The sequence below is a fragment of the Streptomyces sp. SM11 genome, from assembly GCF_002910905.1.
GTDB lineage: Bacteria > Actinomycetota > Actinomycetes > Streptomycetales > Streptomycetaceae > Streptomyces.
The window spans coordinates 1-18,686 of the sequence record NZ_NEUE01000207.1; the positions used below are offsets into that span (position 1 = coordinate 1).

17 protein-coding genes and 3 pseudogenes are annotated in these 18,686 nt (G+C 69.6%); 8 read left to right on the forward strand and 12 right to left on the reverse strand.

What is annotated here, in order from left to right; genetic code table 11:
* Positions 1–23 precede the first annotated feature (23 nt).
* Positions 24–1,214: an IS110 family transposase gene (locus tag B9S58_RS19560; protein WP_103531401.1), complete on the reverse strand. Its 1,191-nt coding sequence runs from the start codon at positions 1,212–1,214 to the stop codon at positions 24–26.
* Positions 1,215–1,556: 342 nt separating this feature from the next.
* Positions 1,557–2,069: an RICIN domain-containing protein gene (locus B9S58_RS19565; RefSeq protein WP_103533410.1), complete on the reverse strand. Its 513-nt coding sequence runs from the start codon at positions 2,067–2,069 to the stop codon at positions 1,557–1,559.
* Positions 2,070–2,190: 121 nt separating this feature from the next.
* Between B9S58_RS19565 and B9S58_RS19570 the strand changes: the two genes are divergently transcribed.
* Positions 2,191–4,026: a DUF1492 domain-containing protein gene (locus B9S58_RS19570; protein ID WP_103533411.1), complete on the forward strand. Its 1,836-nt coding sequence runs from the start codon at positions 2,191–2,193 to the stop codon at positions 4,024–4,026.
* Between the two features lie 213 nt (positions 4,027–4,239).
* Here B9S58_RS19570 and acnA read toward each other — a convergent pair whose 3' ends face one another.
* The 3 genes and pseudogenes from acnA to B9S58_RS39230 form a co-directional block, all read right to left on the reverse strand.
* A complete protein-coding gene (gene acnA, locus B9S58_RS19575; RefSeq protein WP_103533412.1) occupies positions 4,240–6,954 on the reverse strand; it encodes an aconitate hydratase AcnA in 2,715 nt (904 codons plus the stop codon).
* A 337-nt stretch (positions 6,955–7,291) separates the two neighbouring features.
* Entirely contained in the window at positions 7,292–7,924 is a 633-nt protein-coding gene (locus tag B9S58_RS19580) for a S41 family peptidase (RefSeq protein WP_258044723.1), read from the reverse strand.
* A 95-nt stretch (positions 7,925–8,019) separates the two neighbouring features.
* Positions 8,020–8,202, reverse strand: a pseudogene (locus B9S58_RS39230) (peptidase S41); the annotation flags it as partial.
* A 57-nt stretch (positions 8,203–8,259) separates the two neighbouring features.
* On the opposite strand from B9S58_RS39230, the gene B9S58_RS19585 reads away from it, so the two are divergent.
* Positions 8,260–8,871, forward strand: coding sequence for a transcriptional regulator (locus tag B9S58_RS19585; protein ID WP_103533413.1), 612 nt, complete (start codon positions 8,260–8,262; stop codon positions 8,869–8,871).
* 277 nt (positions 8,872–9,148) lie between these two features.
* On the opposite strand, the gene B9S58_RS39995 is transcribed toward B9S58_RS19585, so the two are convergent.
* Positions 9,149–9,490, reverse strand: coding sequence for a proprotein convertase P-domain-containing protein (locus tag B9S58_RS39995; RefSeq protein ID WP_308457913.1), 342 nt, complete (start codon positions 9,488–9,490; stop codon positions 9,149–9,151).
* Between the two features lie 90 nt (positions 9,491–9,580).
* A pseudogene (locus tag B9S58_RS40000) lies at positions 9,581–9,730 on the reverse strand (S8 family serine peptidase); the annotation flags it as partial.
* Positions 9,731–9,878: 148 nt separating this feature from the next.
* Here B9S58_RS40000 and B9S58_RS19595 point away from each other — a divergent pair.
* A pseudogene (locus tag B9S58_RS19595) lies at positions 9,879–10,172 on the forward strand (alpha/beta fold hydrolase); the annotation flags it as partial.
* Between the two features lie 40 nt (positions 10,173–10,212).
* Here B9S58_RS19595 and B9S58_RS19600 read toward each other — a convergent pair.
* Positions 10,213–10,647, reverse strand: coding sequence for a VOC family protein (locus B9S58_RS19600; protein WP_103533415.1), 435 nt, complete (start codon positions 10,645–10,647; stop codon positions 10,213–10,215).
* Between the two features lie 439 nt (positions 10,648–11,086).
* Between B9S58_RS19600 and B9S58_RS19605 the strand changes: the two genes are divergently transcribed.
* Positions 11,087–11,542, forward strand: a complete 456-nt coding sequence (locus tag B9S58_RS19605; protein ID WP_103533416.1) for a RidA family protein — start codon at positions 11,087–11,089, stop codon at positions 11,540–11,542.
* Between the two features lie 162 nt (positions 11,543–11,704).
* The gene (locus B9S58_RS19610; RefSeq protein ID WP_103533417.1) at positions 11,705–13,234 is read left to right on the forward strand and encodes a UDP-N-acetylglucosamine 1-carboxyvinyltransferase; all 1,530 of its coding nucleotides are present in this window, start codon (positions 11,705–11,707) and stop codon (positions 13,232–13,234) included.
* A gap of 143 nt (positions 13,235–13,377) precedes the next feature.
* Here B9S58_RS19610 and B9S58_RS19615 read toward each other — a convergent pair whose 3' ends face one another.
* Positions 13,378–14,547, reverse strand: a complete 1,170-nt coding sequence (locus B9S58_RS19615; protein WP_103533418.1) for a site-specific integrase — start codon at positions 14,545–14,547, stop codon at positions 13,378–13,380.
* Positions 14,548–14,643: 96 nt separating this feature from the next.
* Here B9S58_RS19615 and B9S58_RS19620 point away from each other — a divergent pair, with 96 nt between their 5' ends.
* Positions 14,644–14,892: a hypothetical protein gene (locus tag B9S58_RS19620; protein WP_103533419.1), complete on the forward strand. Its 249-nt coding sequence runs from the start codon at positions 14,644–14,646 to the stop codon at positions 14,890–14,892.
* Positions 14,893–15,101: 209 nt separating this feature from the next.
* Here the strand turns inward: B9S58_RS19620 and B9S58_RS39235 are convergent, their stop codons facing one another.
* Positions 15,102–15,749 (reverse strand): hypothetical protein, encoded by a 648-nt coding sequence (locus B9S58_RS39235; protein ID WP_258044726.1) that lies wholly within the window; start codon positions 15,747–15,749, stop codon positions 15,102–15,104.
* 50 nt (positions 15,750–15,799) lie between these two features.
* On the opposite strand from B9S58_RS39235, the gene B9S58_RS39240 reads away from it, so the two are divergent.
* Complete coding sequence (locus tag B9S58_RS39240; RefSeq protein ID WP_258044728.1) at positions 15,800–16,102, forward strand: hypothetical protein; 303 nt, start codon at positions 15,800–15,802, stop codon at positions 16,100–16,102.
* On the opposite strand, the gene B9S58_RS39245 is transcribed toward B9S58_RS39240, so the two are convergent.
* Together B9S58_RS39245 and B9S58_RS19635 are read right to left on the reverse strand one after the other, a co-directional pair.
* Positions 16,099–16,818 carry a transposase gene (locus tag B9S58_RS39245; protein WP_258044730.1) on the reverse strand — a complete coding sequence of 240 codons (720 nt, stop codon included), beginning with the start codon at positions 16,816–16,818 and terminating at the stop codon, positions 16,099–16,101. The genes B9S58_RS39240 and B9S58_RS39245 overlap by 4 nt on opposite strands.
* Entirely contained in the window at positions 16,766–17,053 is a 288-nt protein-coding gene (locus B9S58_RS19635; protein WP_258044732.1) for a hypothetical protein, read from the reverse strand. The genes B9S58_RS39245 and B9S58_RS19635 overlap by 53 nt, the downstream gene beginning before the upstream one ends.
* Before the next feature lie 419 nt (positions 17,054–17,472).
* On the opposite strand from B9S58_RS19635, the gene B9S58_RS19640 reads away from it, so the two are divergent.
* Positions 17,473–18,663: an IS110 family transposase gene (locus B9S58_RS19640; RefSeq protein ID WP_103531401.1), complete on the forward strand. Its 1,191-nt coding sequence runs from the start codon at positions 17,473–17,475 to the stop codon at positions 18,661–18,663.
* Positions 18,664–18,686 lie beyond the last annotated feature (23 nt).

Genomic DNA, 18,686 nt, shown 5'->3' on the forward strand with positions numbered 1-18,686 from the left:
GCTGCCACCTCCTAATGAGGTTGTCAAGCCGCCACTGTGACCGGGAGTTCACGTTGGTAGCACCGTCCGTCACGAATCAGGGCGCGCAGGACGTTGACCCGTCGCCGGGCCAGGGCGAGGACGGCCTGGGTGTGTCGCTTGCCTTCGGCGCGCTTGCGTTCGTAGAAGCACCGGGACGCGTCGCAGTTGCGGATGCTGATCAGCGCGGAGGTGTAGAAGACGCGTTGCAGGCCGCGGTGGTAGCGCCTGGGGCGGTGGAGGTTTCCGCTGACGTTGCCGGAGTCGCGGGGCACGGGGGCCACTCCAGCGAGGCTGGCCAGACGATCGGCGGTGCCGTAGCGGCTCATGTCGCCGGCGGTGGCGGCCAGGAACTCGGCGCCCAGGAGTGGGCCGATTCCGGGCATGCTGGAGATCACCTCGGCGAGTTCGTGCTCGCGAAACCGGGCCGCAATGAGCTTGTCGATCTCGGTGATCTGCTCGTTGAGGCCCATCACCTCCTTCGCCAGGGTGTGGATCACCTGCGCGGTGATCTTCTCCCCGGGGACGGCGGTGTGCTGGCGCCCGGCCGCTTCGGAAGCGGCTGCGGCCAGGTCCGAGGCGCCGCGGACCTTGCGGTTGTGCAGCCAGGTCTCCAGCCGCTTGGCGCCGGTGCGGCGCAGGGCGGCCGGGGTCTGGTAGCCAGTCAGCAGGATCAGCGGGCCGACGTTGCCCAGATCGAGGGCCCGTTCCAACGCCGGGAGAATACTGTTGAGTTGACCGCGCAGTCGGTTGATCCGGCGGGTGCGGTCGGCGTTCAGGTCGGCTCGCCGGTTGGTGAGGATCCGCAGCTCGACGGCGTCCTCGTCGTCCGGCCGCAGCGCGGTCAGGTCGCGGCGCATTCGGGCCTGGTCGGCGATGACGGTGGCGTCCTTGGCGTCGGTCTTGCCCATGCCGCGGTAGCCGGCCGAGGCCCGGTTCACCGCGAGACCGGGGATGTAGAGCAGCTGCTGGCTGTGATTGAGCAGCACGCTGATCAGCAAGGCCGCCATGCCGTCGGCGACATCGACCGCCCACACGGCGTCCTCGTCGATCGCCAGCACATCGGCGAGCAGAGCCGGCAGTTCCGGCTCATCGTTCAGCACGCGGCGCGACAGCAGTCGCTTGCCTTCCGCGTCCAGGACCACGCAGTGGTGACGGGTCTTGCCTATGTCCACGCCTGCCCAGATCTGGGGCACGGGTTCCTCCGGTCCGTCGGTGATTGCTGTTCTCCCGAACGACCTCGCCAGCGTGGTCCTACTCAGCGATGCACCCGCAGGTGCTCGCAGCTCCTAATCAGCGGCCGAGTCGTCGTGAGACTCCGGGCGGCCAGGTGGCATGAACCATCAAGGGCAACCGCTTGAAAGCCATACCCGGAGTCTCTGGGCCTCTGGACCTTACGACTGGCCCGTCCAACCCACCAACAACGTAGGACCGCTTGAGGCGTCGCCCGCGGAGGGACACCCGGGCCCCGCACCCCCGCAGAGGTCTGGGGCCGAGAAGGCTGCGCTATCACCTGTCCGGCCGACCTGCCGGGCGTACTACACCGCGGTGAACCGCCAGGTCTGGCCGTCGAACGCGCCGCAGGAGGACTGGTCCAACGGCTGGCCGCTGTTGGTGGTGCCCCACGCGACGCCCATGCAGAAGCCCGTAGCCCGGTTCCGCAGCTTCCAGCTGTCGTTGCCGGCGTACTCGACCACCCACACCTGCGAGTCCACGTTGGCGCACGGGGACTGGACGAGGAGGGCGTGGTTGGCGCCGGTCTGCGGGGTCACGCACATGTTGGTGGATCTGATCCGCAGGAAGTACGCGTTCGTGCCCGCCCCCTGGGCGTAGAACTCCTTGTTGGACTTGTAGTCACACCGGTACTGGATCAGCCCGGCACCGACTTTGGTCGAGTTGTTGCCCACGGCAGCACACATTCCTGTGTGCAGGGCCCGCATGTTGTTCCAACGGCCGTTGGACGGGTTGTCGGCCGCAGCTGGGGTCGCCATTCCCACGGCGAGGGCGAGGGCGCTGAACACGGCTCCGGCCGCCCCGATGGACTTCTTCACGGCTCCTCCGTTGCTAGTTGGTCAGAACGCGTGAACGAACGTATAGGCTCCCGCCTCGCCGGGAGTCTCATATGTGTCTCAACCCGTATCGGGACCTCGGACGGCATCAGGGGACCATGCGATGGGGGACGCGATGGGGGCGAACGACGGTGACAGCGGTACACGGGCGGCTCTGGCCGCCGAACTGGGCGCGGTGATCGCGGCCCGTCCGCTGGTGAATCTGACCGGTCCTCTCGGCGTGGGGAAGACCTGGCTGGCCCACGCGCTCGACGCCCAGCACGTCGATCTGTCCCGCCCGCACACCCCCGGTGACCTGCGACGGGCCGTGACCGGTGATGACCGCAGGCCGCTGGTGCTGGACGGCGTCGATGGGCGTACGGCGATGGAGTCCGCCGCCGGGGCACTCGACGACGCCCCCGCCGGTCACCGCCCCGTACTGGTGCTCAGCCGCAGGCCGTTACGGGCGGCTCGGGGCTGGGCCGGGGGCGACCTGGTCACCCTCGCCGTTCCTCCTCTGCCCGACAACGAGATCGCGGCGCTCGCGAGCCGGGCGGGGCTCGCGGACCCCGGCGCGCGGGACCTCGTCGTCCGACTGGCCGGCGGGATTCCCCTGGTGGCGCTCGCCGCCTGCCGGGCGATGCACGCCGGGGCCACGCCCACCGCCCCCGCGGCGGTGGCCGACGAGGTCAGCTCCGAGATCCTCCAGCGTTTGGAACGCGAACTGCCGGGCCGTCGCAGGGCCCAGGCGCTCCGGCTGCTCGCCGCCGTCGGCGCGGCGGACGAGAAGCTGCTGGCCAAGGGCCCGGACTTGTTCACGGACCTGGCCGGGCTCAGCCTGGTCCACCGGACCGCCCTGGGCCTGACCGTCGCCGAACCGTACCGCGCCCTGCTCGACATGACCTACCAGTGGCGTCGGCCGGACCAGCACGGCGCGCTGCTCGCCCGCGCGGCGCGCTACCGCGGTGCGATGCTCACCGAGTCGGCCCCGCCCGAGCGGCGGGCCGAACTGTCCGAGCAGTCCATGCTCCTGGCCGGTGACCGGGTCGTACGGGAGGTGCTCTTCCCGCCCGGCCGCCCACCGGTCCCGATCGTGACAGCCCAAGGCACCGACGCCGACGACATCGGTCGCCTGATGCACGGCTGGGCATCACTCAAGGGGTTCGACCAGCACAGGACGGAACGGCCGGTCACCCGGTGGCTGGACGACGACATCACCGGGTTCCGCCTGGCCCGTGACATCGACGGACAGCCCATCGGGCTGATCAGCCTGATCGGCGTCCGGGAGCAGACCCTGACGGGCATGGAACCTCTGCTCCAGCAGCACACCGAGCGCCTCGCGGCGGGCGACCGCGGCGGGCTGTTCCTGGGGGCGGCGTTCTGCCCCGAACCGGCCGTCCACGCCCAGGTGCTGCGCCACATCCTGCGGCAGGCGGTCACGAGCGGGAGGCTCCTGGTGTCCACCGCCGACCCCGGCTACCACCAGCTTCTCGACAGTCTCGCCTTCCGCCGCCACGGGGGAATCCACGATGACATCTACCGCTGCGGACGCGCCCCGCAGGTCTACAGCAACGACTTCACCGGCGCGGCACTCCCCGCCTGGCTCCGCCGTCTGAGCGCCACCGCCACGGACACCGCCGGCGAAACCGCCGCGGCCCACGTGACCGAGGCACTGAGCAACCTGCACACCGCCAAGGGGCTGGCCGGCAGTCCGCTCCTGACCGCCGCGCACACACCGACGGCCCGGGCACTGCGCGCCTGGCTCGTCGAAGCCGTGGACGCCCTGGCGGCAAGCCTCTCAGCGGCCGACGCCGATGCCGGGAGAGTCCTGCGCGCGTACTACGTCGACCGGTCGGGCACCCACTGGCAGGTCGCCCACAGCCTGCACCTCAGCCGCGCCACGTACTTCCGCCGCCTGCGACGCGGCGTGACAGCCCTGGCCGCGCAGCACGACCGCTGACCGGTGCGCAGCCCGCCCGGGCACGGCTTCTCCGGTCAGGGCGTGCAGGGGATCGAGGCGTTGCCTCCCCGCAAGCCCTGAGGCGGAACCCTAGGCCGCGGCGCGGGAACGCGGAAGGGCCGCACCCCGGGGTGACCCGGGGTGCGGCCCTTCCGTTCCGTGGCCTGGCCGCGCGCTACCTGCCGGTCTGCCGCCGGCCGGTCCGCTGCTCGCCTACTTGCGGATCAGGCTGCGGAGCACGTACTGCAGGATGCCGCCGTTGCGGTAGTAGTCCGCCTCGCCGGGGGTGTCGATGCGGACGACGCCGTCGAACTCCACACCGGTGTCGGTGGTGACCTTGACTGTGCGCGGGGTGGTGCCGTTGTTCAGCTCGGTGACGCCGGTGAAGGAGAAGGCCTCCTCGCCGGTGAGGCCGAGGGTCTCGGCGGTCTGGCCCTCGGGGAACTGGAGCGGGAGGACGCCCATGCCGATGAGGTTCGAGCGGTGGATGCGCTCGTAGGACTCGGCGATGACGGCCTTGACGCCGAGGAGCGCGGTGCCCTTGGCGGCCCAGTCGCGGGACGAACCGGAGCCGTACTCCTTGCCCGCGAGGATCGCGAGAGGGGTGCCGGCGGCCTGGTAGTTCTGCGAGGCGTCGTAGATGAACGCCACCGGAGCGTCCGCCTGGGTGAAGTCGCGGGTGTAGCCGCCCTCGGTGCCCGGCGCGATCTGATTGCGCAGGCGGATGTTGGCGAACGTGCCGCGGATCATGACCTCGTGGTTACCGCGGCGCGAGCCGTAGGAGTTGAAGTCACGGCGCTCGATGCCGTGCTCGCTGAGGTACTTGCCGGCCGGGGTGTCGGCCTTGATGGCGCCGGCCGGGGAGATGTGGTCGGTGGTGACCGAGTCGCCGAGCTTGGCGAGGACCCGGGCGCCGGTGATGTCCTCGACCGGGGTCGTCTCCATCGTCATGCCCTCGAAGTACGGGGGCTTGCGCACGTAGGTGGACTCGGAGTCCCACTCGAAGGTGTTGCCGGTCGGGATCGGCAGCGCCTGCCACTGGGCGTCGCCCGCGAAGACGTCCTGGTAGGACTTGTTGAACATGTCCTCGCCGATGGCGTTCGCCACGACGTCGTTGACCTCGGCCTCGGAGGGCCAGATGTCGGTCAGGTAGACCGGCTTGCCGTCCTGGTCGACGCCGAGGGCGTCCTTGGTGATGTCGACCTTCATCGAACCGGCGATGGCGTACGCGACGACCAGCGGCGGGGACGCCAGGTAGTTCATCTTGACGTCGGGGTTGATCCGGCCCTCGAAGTTACGGTTGCCGGAGAGCACCGAGGTGACGGCGAGGTCGTGGTCGTTGACCGCCTTGGAGACCTCCTCCGGCAGCGGGCCGGAGTTACCGATGCAGGTGGTGCAGCCGTAGCCGACGAGGTTGAAGCCGACCTTGTCGAGGTACGGGGTCAGCCCCGCCTTGTCGAAGTAGTCGGTGACGACCTTCGAGCCCGGGGCGAGGGTGGTCTTGACCCACGGCTTGCGGGTCAGGCCCTTCTCGACGGCCTTCTTCGCAACGAGCGCGGCGGCGACCATGACGTACGGGTTCGAGGTGTTGGTGCAGGAGGTGATCGCGGCGACCGTGACGGCACCGTGGTCGATCTCGTACGTCGAGCCGTCGGGGGCCGTGACGGTGGTCGGCCGGGACGGGACGCCGTTGGAGGCGGCCGGGGAGTCGGAGGCCGGGAAGGACTCCTTGCCCGCCTCCTCGTCGTCGGAGACGTAGTTGCGGACGTCGCGGGCGAACTGCTCCTTGGCGTTCGCGAGGACGATGCGGTCCTGCGGGCGCTTCGGGCCGGCGATGGAGGGGACGACCGTGGCGAGGTCGAGCTCCAGCTTCTCGGAGAAGTCCGGCTCGGCGGCCGGGTCCAGCCAGAGGCCCTGCTCCTTGGCGTACGCCTCGACGAGCGCGACCTGCTGCTCGTCGCGGCCGGTCAGGCGCAGGTACTTCAGCGTCTCGTCGTCGATCGGGAAGATCGCGGCGGTGGAGCCGAACTCCGGCGACATGTTGCCGATGGTGGCGCGGTTGGCGAGCGAGGTGGCGGCGACGCCCTCCCCGTAGAACTCGACGAACTTGCCGACGACGCCGTGCTTGCGGAGCATCTCGGTGATGGTCAGCACCAGGTCGGTGGCGGTGGTGCCGGCCGGGAGCTCGCCGGTCAGCTTGAAGCCGACGACGCGCGGGATGAGCATGGAGACCGGCTGGCCGAGCATCGCGGCCTCGGCCTCGATGCCGCCGACGCCCCAGCCCAGCACGCCGAGGCCGTTGACCATGGTGGTGTGCGAGTCGGTGCCGACGAGCGTGTCGGGGTACGCCTGGCCGTTGCGGACCATGACCGTACGGGCCAGGTGCTCGATGTTCACCTGGTGGACGATGCCGGTGCCCGGGGGGACGACCTTGAACTCGTCGAAGGCGGTCTGGCCCCAGCGCAGGAACTGGTAGCGCTCCTTGTTGCGGCCGTACTCCAGCTCGACGTTCTGGCCGAAGGCTTCCTTGGTGCCGAACTTGTCGGCGATGACGGAGTGGTCGATGACCAGCTCGGCCGGGGCCAGCGGGTTGATCTTCGCCGGGTCCCCGCCGAGCTCCTTGACGGCCTCACGCATGGTGGCGAGGTCCACGACACACGGCACGCCGGTGAAGTCCTGCATGATCACGCGGGCCGGCGTGAACTGGATCTCCTGGCTGGGCTGCGCCTGGGAGTCCCAGCCGCCGATGGCCCGGATGTGGTCGGCGGTGATGTTCGCGCCGTCCTCGGTGCGGAGCAGGTTCTCCAGCAGGACCTTCAGGCTGTACGGGAGGCGCGCGGAGCCCTCTACCTTGTCCAGCTTGAAGATCTCGTACGACTCGTCACCCACGCGCAGCGTGCTGCGGGCGTCGAAGCTGTTCGCCGACACGACAGTCTCCTTCTTCAATGTGCGCGTATCTCCGCGCCGCGCCTCATTGGCAGTCGGCGCCGCGTTTTGCCGTCTACGGTCCCGACCATCCGCTAAGGTAAGGATTAGTTAGGTAACCCTTACCGGGCGGCGGCCGCGGTGCGCCTCGGCAGATATCTCGATGTCGAGATAACTCTAGTACATAGCCGCCGCCCGGTCATGCCCAGGTGCCCCTGACCCCTCTCATCCAATCCAGGCGTTTGCCGGCGAACCCAGCCCTTTCGGTTTCCATGAGAGCGAACCTGGCCGTACGGGGTCAGCGTGCCGGGGCCGCCGCCGACCGGCGCCCGCCGCCGGGTCAGCCCGCCAGTCGGGCGAGGGCCAGCGCGTGCGCGCGGTCGAGGGAGTCGGCGGCGGCACAGGAGACGTCCGGCTGCACACCGGTGCCCTCCCAGTTCGTGCCGGAGACGGGGTTGATGGCGCGGCCGACGGGGACGGTGGCTTCCAGGTGCGGGTGCAGGGTCCAGCCGTTGCACGGGTGTGCGCCGCCGCAGGTGCGCTCGCCGACGACTACGGCGCGGCCGAGTTGCTGGAGGTCGTACGCCAGCTCTTCAGCGGCAGAGAAGGTGTCGTTGCTGGACAACACGTACAACGGCTTGCTGCCGCCGAAGCGCGCTCTGGGAACGTGCGGCAGGCTCCAGGACTGCTCGGTGTGTTCGCCGCCGCGCCAGTACATGGTGTTGAGGTGGGTGCGCTCATCGAGCAGGTAGCTGCAGACGAAGGCGACCGTGTCCAGGTCGCCGCCCCGGTTGGCGCGAAGGTCCACGATCAGCGCCTGGGCGCGGGAGGCCAAGGTGAGCGCGGCGCCCAGCGGTTCGGCGACCCACTCCAGCGGAAACAGCATCGGTGCCAGTTCCACCACGGCGACCCCTCCGTCGAGCAACCGCACCCGGGGTGCACCGCCCAACGAGGTGTCGAAGTCCCGACGCATGGCGTCCTGGGTGGCCGCCCCCCCCCCCGCTTCGGGGAGACCGGGTCGGCGTGGCGCTTCAGCCTCAGGTGCCGGTCGCCGTTGACGGACTGCAGGTCCACGGTGACCAGGCGGGCGAGCTCCTCGGCGCCGTCGACGTCATAGGCCCCGTCGGCCAGGCGTCGTCGCAGCAGGCCGGCGAGCTGCTCGGCCGCTTCGGGGAATACGTAGTGCTCGGTCAGCAGCCGGGCCGTCTCGTCGATGACAGGGCCCGGCGCAAGCTTCGTCGGAGTCGTCATGGCAGGGAGTAGAGCACTGCCCTTGCGAAAGCGTCAACGAGATTAGACACTTTCGGTATGCGTGATCAGCCTCCCTGTCCGCCGCCTCCCGAGGACGTCCTGGAGATCGGTGCGCCTGAGCAGTTCGCGGCGCTCTCCCACCCGTTGCGCCAGCGGTTGCTCTTCGCCCTGGGCCACCGGCCGGCCACCATCAGCCGGCTTGCGATACAGCTCGACGCGAAGAAGGGCAACGTGGCCCACCACCTCAAGGTGCTCCGCGATGCCGGGCTGGTCCACATCTCCGAGAGCCGCCAGGTCCGCGGCGGCACTGAGCAGTACTACCAGCGCACGGCCCGTCGCATGGTCGTTGCCGAACCACAAGCGGCAGGCACCGCCGCGATGCTCGCCGCGGTCGCCCAGGAGCTGGACCGCTCTCCCGCCGACACTCACCTGACACTGCGCCACCTGCGCCTCAGCCCCACGAAGGCCAGAGAACTCGGTGAGACCCTCGCCCGGCTGGTCGACGGGGCCGAGGAAGACGCAGAGGACCAGCCCCTGCACGGTGTGTTGGTGGCGCTCTATCAGCAGGCCCTGCCGACCAGCACCACAAGTTCCGCCGGACGCGCCCGAACGGCACCGATCTCGCGAGAGGGCACACCTGGGGCCGGGATGTCTTCCGCAGAGCTGTGAGCATGGCCGAGTGAGGGCTCAGGTGGCCGCTGGCGGAGGGTCGGCGGCGGGTGTTGCAGCAGGTCAGCCGGGCGAAGACGGTCCTGCGGCAGCACGTGCGCCAACGCGGTGCGCGAAGGGCTGCCTGCGGGACAGGGTCCGGTCGTGGCGGTGGGACCCAGCAGTCACGGTGCGCTTCGAGGCTGTCGAGCGTGGAAGAACGGGCACCGGCCGCAGCCGGGATGGGCTGCGGCCGGTGGGCCCGTTACGCGGACTGGTGGGCCCGACCGGCGGAGGGTCAGAAGTTCAGGCCCCAGGAGTCGATGTAGCCGGTGTCGTTGGGGTAGGTGTCGCGCACCCACAGCTGCCAGGTGCCGTTGGCCGCGACGCCGGAGGCGTCCACGGCGAACGTCTGGGTGACGTTGTCGGCGCTGTCGGACTGGCTCAGGTTCTTCAGGGTGAAGTCGGTTCCGTCCGGCGCTTCGAGGACGACGACCAGGTCGCCCCGGAAGGTGTGCTTGATGTCCACCGGGACCTTCAGCTGGGCCGGGCCGTTGCCGGGCCGCCCGGTGACCTCGATGTCCGACACGACCCAGCCGCCGTAGTCGGGGATGTTGACGTTGTCGGAGTTGGTGAACACGCCCTCACCCGGGTCGGGGTCCGGGCCCGGGTCGGTGCCGCCGGTGATCGCGGCGATCGTCGCGGACGCGTCGGCCAGTCCGGCTCCGCAGCCGCCGGAGCAGGAGCCGGGCAGGGTACGAGCGTTCTCGCGGATCGCGGTGGAGATCTGGGCGGGGGTGAGCCCCGGCTCGGCCTCGTTCATCAGGGCGGCGAGGCCGGCGATGTGCGGGGCGGCCATGCTGGTGCCCTGGTAGGCACTGTAGGTCTCGCTGCCGACGCCGCCGCGCCAGGGCGAGCCGGATCAGCCCGCCGGACGCGGCCGCTGCCAGCGGGGCCGCCGTGCACTCGGCCGACGCGGCTCCCGCTTCGAACCACTCGGCCGCCCTCCCCCAGGCGCCCTGGGCCAAGTGGAGGCGACCATCCGGTCCGGTTACGCCTTCCGCACCCTGCCCGCCGCCTGGGGCGAGGTGCTGGGCCGCTTCGACGCGGGCGCCATGCGCCATGTGGCGGCTCCGGCACTGATCCTCAACGGCGAGAAGGACAGCACCTTCCGGTCCGGCGAGGCGGACTTCGCCCGCGCGCATCCGCACGCCCGTGTCGAAGTGACCCCGCGGGCAGGACATCTCGCGAACTTCGACGCCCCGGACGCCTTCACCGATGCCGTCCGCCGCTTCGCCCTGCAGCTCGCCGTCGTCGGCTGAGGAGGTCTGCCCGGATCGCTCCGGCACCACCCTGTCCGCCTCAGTCGAGGCAGAACTCGTTGCCCTCGATGTCCTGCATCACCAGGCAGGACTCGTTCTCCTCGTCGGCGAGCAGCAGCTGTACGCGCACCGCGCCGAGCGGCAGCAGTCGCGCACACTCGGCCTCCAGCGCGGCGAGGCGCTCCTCACCCACGAGCCCGGTGCCGACCCGCACGTCGAGATGCACACGGTTCTTGACGACCTTGCCCTCGGGAACGCGCTGGAAGTACATCCGCGGGCCCACACCCGAGGGGTCCTGACAGACGGCCCCCGCATCCCGCTTCTCGGCCGGCAACGAGAGTTCGTAATCGCCCCACGTGGCGAACCCCTCCGGCGACGGCGGCAGGACGTACCCCAGTACCTCGCACCAGAAGTGAGCGACGCGCGTGGGTGACGCGCAGTCGAAGGTGATCTGGACCTGCTTGATCGACGGCATCGCACAACCCTAGGGGCTGACCGTCCGCCGAGTCTCCGGATTTTCGCCCCGCCGCACGGTCCGAGCCGCCGGCTCCGGGAAGGTCGACACCGGAGCGTCCCCCGCCCGACCCTGAGGGCCCCTGTCGGCAGGGTGCACCGGGAGGGCGGCGGCACGGGCGAGACCGGCGGCACGGAGGCGCGGGCCGCTGCCGCGCGGGGCGGACGGCTCGCGGGAGCTTCTACTGGTCGCCCTGGTTCGGACGGCCTGGGCGATGCTCGGATTCCTGCTCGCAGCGCCCCGACCGGTCGGAAAAGAAGGTGCGGGACGCGAAGCGCGCTGAAAAGATGTCAGCATCCCGGGACCGGCCCACCGCGGCACATCCCGCACGGCCCACCCGGCGGACCCAGCACCATCAGCGCACCTAGCACGCGCCCCAGCCCCAGGAGACGCACCCACCGTGACCCGCACCAGCGCCGTTTCTCTGATCCGTTCCCGTACCCTCTCCGACGTGGCCGAGTACGCCTACGCGGCCACGGCGCCCGCCGAGGCACGGCTGATCTTCCTCGCCGGTTCGTGCCCGCTCGACGAGCACGGCGACACCGTGGCCGTCGGGGACTACGCCGGCCAGGCGGCGAAGGCCATGGAGAACCTGCGGACCGCGCTCGCCGACGCGGGCGCTTCGGCCGAGGACGTCATCAGCACGCGGGTCCTCGTGGCTTCGGCCCGACAGGAGGATCTCGTGGCCGCCTGGGAAGTGGTCCGGAACTCCTTCGGCGACCACGACGCACCCAGCACCCTGATGGGCGTCACCGTGCTCGGCTACACGGACCAGCTCGTCGAGATCGAAGCCGTGGCCGCTGTCCTCGACTCCCCGTCGCCCGGTGGCCCGGGTTGCCCCCCGCCGGCGTCCTGACCGCGGCCCCAGGGCCCGTACGGACGCGCGGACCGCGCCCTTCACTCCCGTGCGGGCGACGATGGGGAGACCCGCCACACACGCGGAGCCGGTGACACACCCATCACTCGAACGGTGCACCTCCACATCATTCTCATCTCATATCTGAGATAACCTGCCACCATGTCAGACGACTACCTCGTACGCATCGGCAAGCTCATCCGTGACGCCCGTCAGCACCGGGGCTGGACACAGGCCCAGCTGGCCGAGGCGCTCGCCACGAGCCAGAGCGCCGTCAACCGCATCGAGCGCGGAAACCAGAACATCAGCCTTGAGATGATCGCCCGCATCGGTGAAGCCCTCGACAGCGAGATCGTCTCGCTCGGTTACGCCGGGCCCATGCATCTGCGGGTCGTCGGAGGCCGTCGACTCTCCGGGGCCATCGACGTCAAGACCAGCAAGAACGCCTGCGTCGCGCTGCTGTGCGCCTCGCTCCTCAACAAGGGCCGTACGGTCCTGCGCCGGGTGGCCAGGATCGAGGAGGTGTTCCGGCTCCTGGAGGTACTCAACTCCATCGGGGTGCGCACCCGCTGGATCAACGACGGCGTGGACCTGGAGATCGTGCCGCCCGCACAGCTGGACCTGGAGGCGATCGACGCCGACGCCGCACGCCGCACCCGCTCGATCATCATGTTCCTGGGCCCGCTGCTGCACCGCACGGAACAGTTCACCCTGCCGTACGCGGGCGGCTGCGACCTCGGCACCCGCACGATCGAGCCGCACATGATCGCGCTGCGCCGGTTCGGCCTGGAGATCGCCGCCACGGAGGGCCTGTACCACGCGCAGGTGGACCGCACCGTCTCCCCCGACCGGCCCATCGTGCTGACCGAGCGCGGCGACACGGTCACCGAGAACGCCCTGCTGGCCGCCGCCCGCCACGACGGCACGACCGTCATCCGCAACGCCTCGTCCAACTACATGGTCCAGGACCTGTGCTTCTTCCTGGAGGCGCTGGGTGTACGGGTCGACGGGGTCGGCACGACGACGCTCACCGTGCACGGGGTCCCGCAGATCGACGTGGACGTGGACTACTCCCCCTCCGAGGACCCGGTCGAGGCGATGAGCCTGCTGGCCGCCGCGGTGGTGACCGAGTCCGAACTCACCATCCGCCGGGTGCCGATCGAGTTCCTGGAGATCGAACTCGCGGTCCTGGAGGAGATGGGCATCGACTGCGACCGCACCCCGGAGTACGCCGCCGACAACGCGCGCACCCGCCTGGTGGACCTGACCGTGCGGCCCTCCAAGCTGGAGGCCCCGATCGACAAGATCCACCCGATGCCGTTCCCCGGCCTCAACATCGACAACGTCCCGTTCTTCGCGGCGATCGCGGCCGCCGCGCACGGTCAGACCCTGATCCACGACTGGGTCTACGACAACCGCGCGATCTACCTCACCGACCTCAACCGCCTCGGCGGCCGCCTCCAACTCCTCGACCCCCACCGGGTCCTGGTCGAGGGCCCGACCCGCTGGCGTGCCGCCGAGATGATGTGCCCACCCGCGCTGCGGCCCGCCGTGGTGGTGCTGCTGGCCATGATGGCGGCGGAAGGCACCTCCGTACTCCGCAACGTCTATGTGATCAACCGCGGTTACGAGGAACTGGCCGAGCGGCTCAACTCGGTGGGCGCGCAGATCGAGATCTTCCGGGACATTTGACACGACGATGCCGCCGCACCCCGTCTGACCTGCCATTTAGCGGGTCAGGGAGGGGTGCGGCGGCATGTCTGGGACTTCTCTGGGACTTTGGGCCTGCGGCGGGCTACGAGCCACACTCCACGGGCCCAGCGGACCGATCGCGGCTACGCGAAGATCACGTCGATGGCGGCGCTACCTCGTGCGCCGGCGCGGGGCAGGAAGTGGGAGTACTTCCGCAGCGTGAACCCAGGGTCCGAGTGCCCCAGCCAGCGTGCCAGGGAGACGACCGATTCGCCAGCCTCCAGTTCCTCGGAGGCGAAGATGTGGCGCAGGGCGTGGAAGCCGTGTTCCCGGGACGGCTCCCACACGCGAGCACCATCGGTGCCCTCGTCCAGCGCGGCGATCACACCCGCCGTGGCCAGAGCGGGCTTCCACACGTAGGAGTTGAAGTAGTTCCGGATGATGGCCTTCCGCTCGCGTCCCGCCACCAGGAGGCTGTAGGTCCTCGGCCGTCGGTGTTTGGCCTCCACCGGCGTCTCGGCCGGAGTCGGGTCGTCCCAGGGCAGCGTGACCGGGATCGGCGCGAACTGCTCCATGTGCTGCCCTATTGCCCGGGCCACGCTGGCTGGCAGCGGCACGTCCCGGACCTTGCGGCCCTTCGGAAGCGCGAAGCACAGTCTCGCTCGCACCATCTTGATCTGCCGCCGGACGTGGACGACTTCCTTCTCGAAGTCGATATCGTCCGCTGAGAGTCCGAGCGCTTCCCCTTGGCGGAGCCCGAGACCTGCTCCGATCACGAGGAGTATCCGGTAGCGGTCCGGCAGAGCCTCCCGTACCGCCAGCACCCGTTCGGGCGGCCACGCCTCAACCCTGCCAGGGGCCGCGGGCGGGGGCCCGACCGTGCTGGACCGGCATGGATTGCGTCCCAGGCGACGGTCCTCGACCGCAGCCTGCAGGACGCTGGAGAGCGTCGCCCAGACCAGACGGATCGAGGTAGGACCAAGGTCCTTCTCAAGCCGCTTCTTCCAGTGCCGCAGGACTTCCGTGCCGATGGCGTTGAGCGGCTGAGCACCCAGGTGGGGAACGATGTGGCGGCGCACCCTCTGCTCAATCCGCTCGATCGTGGACGGGTCACCGCTCTGGGTTGGCCACCAGTGGGTCACGATGTAGTCCTTGAGGGAGATTGCTCCATCGCGGGGATCGACGAACTCGCCTCGGCGTGCATCGGTCTGGGCCTGGGCGAGCCAGGTCTTGGCGTCCTGAAGTGCGTCGAAGGAACGGTCCTTGACGCCGGGGATGCCCTTGGCTCGGTAGCGGGTGCACTTGCCGTACATGGCGGTGCGGTCGCGTTCCCTCTCTGTCAGTCTTGGGTGAGACGTCCCGCTTCGTCGGGTTAGCCTGAGAGGGCACGACAGGAGAACCGCCCCCTCATGACCAGCACCAACCCCGCCGGACCCGACCCGGCTGCCCGGCCGAAGCGCCGGACTTTCAGCCCGGAGTACAAGCTGCGGATCGTGGCCAAGTACGACGCCGCGCCCAGGAACGAGAAGGGCGCGGTCCTGCGCCGCGAGCGGCTGTACCACTCGCACGTCAAGGAGCTGGCCCGGAACAAGGCGGCACTGGAGGTCGTGGGAAGAGCTTCCGCGCTCTTGGGAATGATCTCCGAGAGCGCGGACTGACCGAGGCCACCGACCCGGTCGCGGGCGAAGCCTTCGCCGGCGTCGAGCCGGTGCTGGGTACCAGCGCCGCGTGCCGGCTGACCGGCCGCTCGCGAGCCACCCACTACCGCCGGCTGCGTCCCGCACCCGAGCAGAAACCCAGGAAAGCGCAGGTCCAGCCCTCGGCGCTGACTGCAGAAGAGCGTTCGGCAGTACTTGAGTTGATGAACTCAGGCGAGTACGCCGAGCTCCCGCCCGCCCAGATCTGGGCCCGTGAACTGGATGCCGGGCGCTATCACTGCTCGGTGTCCACGATGCATCGGATCCCGCGCGCCAAGGGCCAGGCGGGCGAGCGACGCCGCCAGGCCACCCATCCGCCCAAGGCCGTGCCCGAGCTGGTGGCCACCGCGCCCTCCCAGGTGTTCACCTGGGACATCACCAAGGCGGCCGGGCCGGCCAAGGGCGTCTGGTATCACGCCTACGTCATCATCGACATCGGGCCTTGTCCCGTGTTGCCGGGCGGCTTGTTCCAGGTGGGGCAACGAGGTGTAGCCGGCGTCGACCAGGTGCTCGGCGGGCAGCAGCCTGCGGCGAGCCAGGCGGGTGTGGATGCCGGGCAGGACCTGGCTGTCGTGGGTGGTGGCCGCGGTGGTGACTACGTCCGTGATCACGTTGGGGCCGTCGGGGTCGCAGGTCTCGGTCAGATGGGCGGCGAACCCCTTCCAGCTGATGATGTGCCCGTGCCGTGCGTAGCGGGTCGAGGCGTCGTAGGGCGAGACGACCGCCCGGGACGAGGGCGGCAGCCCATGCCCGCCTTCCTTCTCGGCGTTGCGCCAGCGCAGGCGTCCCGCGGCGTCACGGTGGTAGTTCTGCACCATGATCTGGCGAAGGACCTGGACGCGGGGACCGGACGTGTGCGGTGCGCTCCGTGCCGGTAGAGATGTCCCAGGAGCCGGACGCCGTCGTCTCCGGTGGCAAGAATCCTGGTCATGGGCTTGGTGGGGTTCTTGCCCAGGCGGACCGGCCGGCCATAGCGCAGCCCCCAGCCCTCGTCGATGAGCCCGTCGAGAAGGTGCGGGGATGTGCCCGCGACTTCTTCGAGTGCGGCGCGGACCGCCTCGGTGATCAGCTCCAGGCGGGTCAGGTCACGCACCGCGGCCAGGACGTGGGTGGAATCGGTGCGCTGCGTGGTGCGCTCGCGCACCAGTCCGGCCTCCTTGAGGCGGACTAGCTGTATTGCCCTGTGAGGTCGAGGAGGCGGTCGGCACGGCCGTCCTCGGTGAGACGGTCGCGGAAGTCGCCCAGCACGCTGTGATGGAAACCGCGATCATCCAGCTCCATGGCCATGGCGTACTTGAAGTCGATGCGGCAGCGGACCGTTTCTGCGGCCTGCCGGTCGGAGAGGCCGAGCAGGAACTGCAGCACGCAGACGGTGGCCAGCTGAGCAGGCGAAAACCCAGGACGCCCGTCCCGCGGGTACCAGTCGGCGAAGTCCTCGTCGCACCACAGCCCCTCCAGCCGGTCCCGCACCCACATCGCCGTCGTGCCATCCGGGTTGCTCGCCCGCGCGATCTGCGCGGTCAGAGACGGAACGTGCTCACCGGAGCGGGGGCTCATGGACAACGGGCACCTCAACAGCTGCATCGGACGACGGGACCGCCCGAGCATGCCTGTTGACCATGCTGCCGCACCGGGAATCTCCAAGATCACCGACAGAGTCAAGCTCACGGTCGAGACGACTCCGTCGGAACCGGGCGCGGTATGTCCACCCTCGGCCTGCCACACCTTTACCTTTTCGTACGGCCACTCCTCCGGTGCCGCGTCCGCCAGGTAGGCAATGAAGGCCTGTGTGGTGCCCGAGTCGTCCGAGCGGTGCACGGCGCTGATCTCGGTCTCAGGCAGCCGCGCGTCGGGGTTGGGGCGCTGGATCTCCGGGTCGTTCCACATCGTGATTCCCTAGTCGAAGATCCCCGGCTGTGCGGATCGCGCCTCGGCTGACGTCGTGGTCGCGGGCGAAGGCGGCGATCGAGCGGCACTCCAGGTACGCGGTGCGGACGGTGTCGGCCTTGTCGGTCGCCACGGCGGGGCGGCGTCCACCCTTGTTGCCCCTGGCCTCGGCGGCGCGCAGTCCGTCGTAGGTTAGCTCCCGCTGGAGTTCGTCGGCGGCGAGGGTCTGCACCAATGAACTTCACGGTGGACAGCAGCTCTCCGGTGCGCGGGTGACGGGCAGAGAGGTCCATTGCGGAGAACCACCCTCCTGTAGGCGAGATTGGCCACGCTGTTCCCTGCTTCTGCCGCCGCATCGGACCTCGGAACAACACCGTCGAACGGTGCATCAACTGCCTCAAGCGGTCCTACGTTGTTGGTCCTACGTTGTTGGTGGGTTGGACGGGCCAGTCGTAAGGTCCAGAGGCCCAGAGACTCCGGGTATGGCTTTCAAGCGGTTGCCCTTGATGGTTCATGCCACCTGGCCGCCCGGAGTCTCACGACGACTCGGCCGCTGATTAGGAGCTGCGAGCACCTGCGGGTGCATCGCTGAGTAGGACCACGCTGGCGAGGTCGTTCGGGAGAACAGCAATCACCGACGGACCGGAGGAACCCGTGCCCCAGATCTGGGCAGGCGTGGACATAGGCAAGACCCGTCACCACTGCGTGGTCCTGGACGCGGAAGGCAAGCGACTGCTGTCGCGCCGCGTGCTGAACGATGAGCCGGAACTGCCGGCTCTGCTCGCCGATGTGCTGGCGATCGACGAGGACGCCGTGTGGGCGGTCGATGTCGCCGACGGCATGGCGGCCTTGCTGATCAGCGTGCTGCTCAATCACAGCCAGCAGCTGCTCTACATCCCCGGTCTCGCGGTGAACCGGGCCTCGGCCGGCTACCGCGGCATGGGCAAGACCGACGCCAAGGACGCCACCGTCATCGCCGACCAGGCCCGAATGCGCCGCGACCTGACCGCGCTGCGGCCGGACGACGAGGACGCCGTCGAGCTGCGGATCCTCACCAACCGGCGAGCCGACCTGAACGCCGACCGCACCCGCCGGATCAACCGACTGCGCGGTCAACTCAACAGTATTCTCCCGGCGTTGGAACGGGCCCTCGATCTGGGCAACGTCGGCCCGCTGATCCTGCTGACTGGCTACCAGACCCCGGCCGCCCTGCGCCGCACCGGCGCCAAGCGGCTGGAGACCTGGCTGCACAACCGCAAGGTCCGCGGCGCCTCGGACCTGGCCGCAGCCGCTTCCGAAGCGGCCGGGCGCCAGCACACCGCCGTCCCCGGGGAGAAGATCACCGCGCAGGTGATCCACACCCTGGCGAAGGAGGTGATGGGCCTCAACGAGCAGATCACCGAGATCGACAAGCTCATTGCGGCCCGGTTTCGCGAGCACGAACTCGCCGAGGTGATCTCCAGCATGCCCGGAATCGGCCCACTCCTGGGCGCCGAGTTCCTGGCCGCCACCGCCGGCGACATGAGCCGCTACGGCACCGCCGATCGTCTGGCCAGCCTCGCTGGAGTGGCCCCCGTGCCCCGCGACTCCGGCAACGTCAGCGGAAACCTCCACCGCCCCAGGCGCTACCACCGCGGCCTGCAACGCGTCTTCTACACCTCCGCGCTGATCAGCATCCGCAACTGCGACGCGTCCCGGTGCTTCTACGAACGCAAGCGCGCCGAAGGCAAGCGACACACCCAGGCCGTCCTCGCCCTGGCCCGGCGACGGGTCAACGTCCTGCGCGCCCTGATTCGTGACGGACGGTGCTACCAACGTGAACTCCCGGTCACAGTGGCGGCTTGACAACCTCATTAGGAGGTGGCAGC

Excerpts from the sequence above, each read along its gene's own strand:
- B9S58_RS19570 (WP_103533411.1), top strand. The coding sequence starts at position 2,191 with ATGGGGGACGCGATGGGGGCGAACGACGGTGACAGCGGTACACGGGCG.
- B9S58_RS19580 (WP_258044723.1), bottom strand. The coding sequence starts at position 7,924 with ATGCGTCGGGACTTCGACACCTCGTTGGGCGGTGCACCCCGGGTGCGG.
- B9S58_RS19585 (WP_103533413.1), top strand. The coding sequence starts at position 8,260 with ATGCGTGATCAGCCTCCCTGTCCGCCGCCTCCCGAGGACGTCCTGGAG.
- B9S58_RS19600 (WP_103533415.1), bottom strand. The coding sequence starts at position 10,647 with ATGCCGTCGATCAAGCAGGTCCAGATCACCTTCGACTGCGCGTCACCC.
- B9S58_RS19610 (WP_103533417.1), top strand. The coding sequence starts at position 11,705 with ATGTCAGACGACTACCTCGTACGCATCGGCAAGCTCATCCGTGACGCC.
- B9S58_RS19615 (WP_103533418.1), bottom strand. The coding sequence starts at position 14,547 with ATGTACGGCAAGTGCACCCGCTACCGAGCCAAGGGCATCCCCGGCGTC.
- B9S58_RS19620 (WP_103533419.1), top strand. The coding sequence starts at position 14,644 with ATGACCAGCACCAACCCCGCCGGACCCGACCCGGCTGCCCGGCCGAAG.
- B9S58_RS39235 (WP_258044726.1), bottom strand. The coding sequence starts at position 15,749 with ATGGTGCAGAACTACCACCGTGACGCCGCGGGACGCCTGCGCTGGCGC.
- B9S58_RS39245 (WP_258044730.1), bottom strand. The coding sequence starts at position 16,818 with ATGTGGAACGACCCGGAGATCCAGCGCCCCAACCCCGACGCGCGGCTG.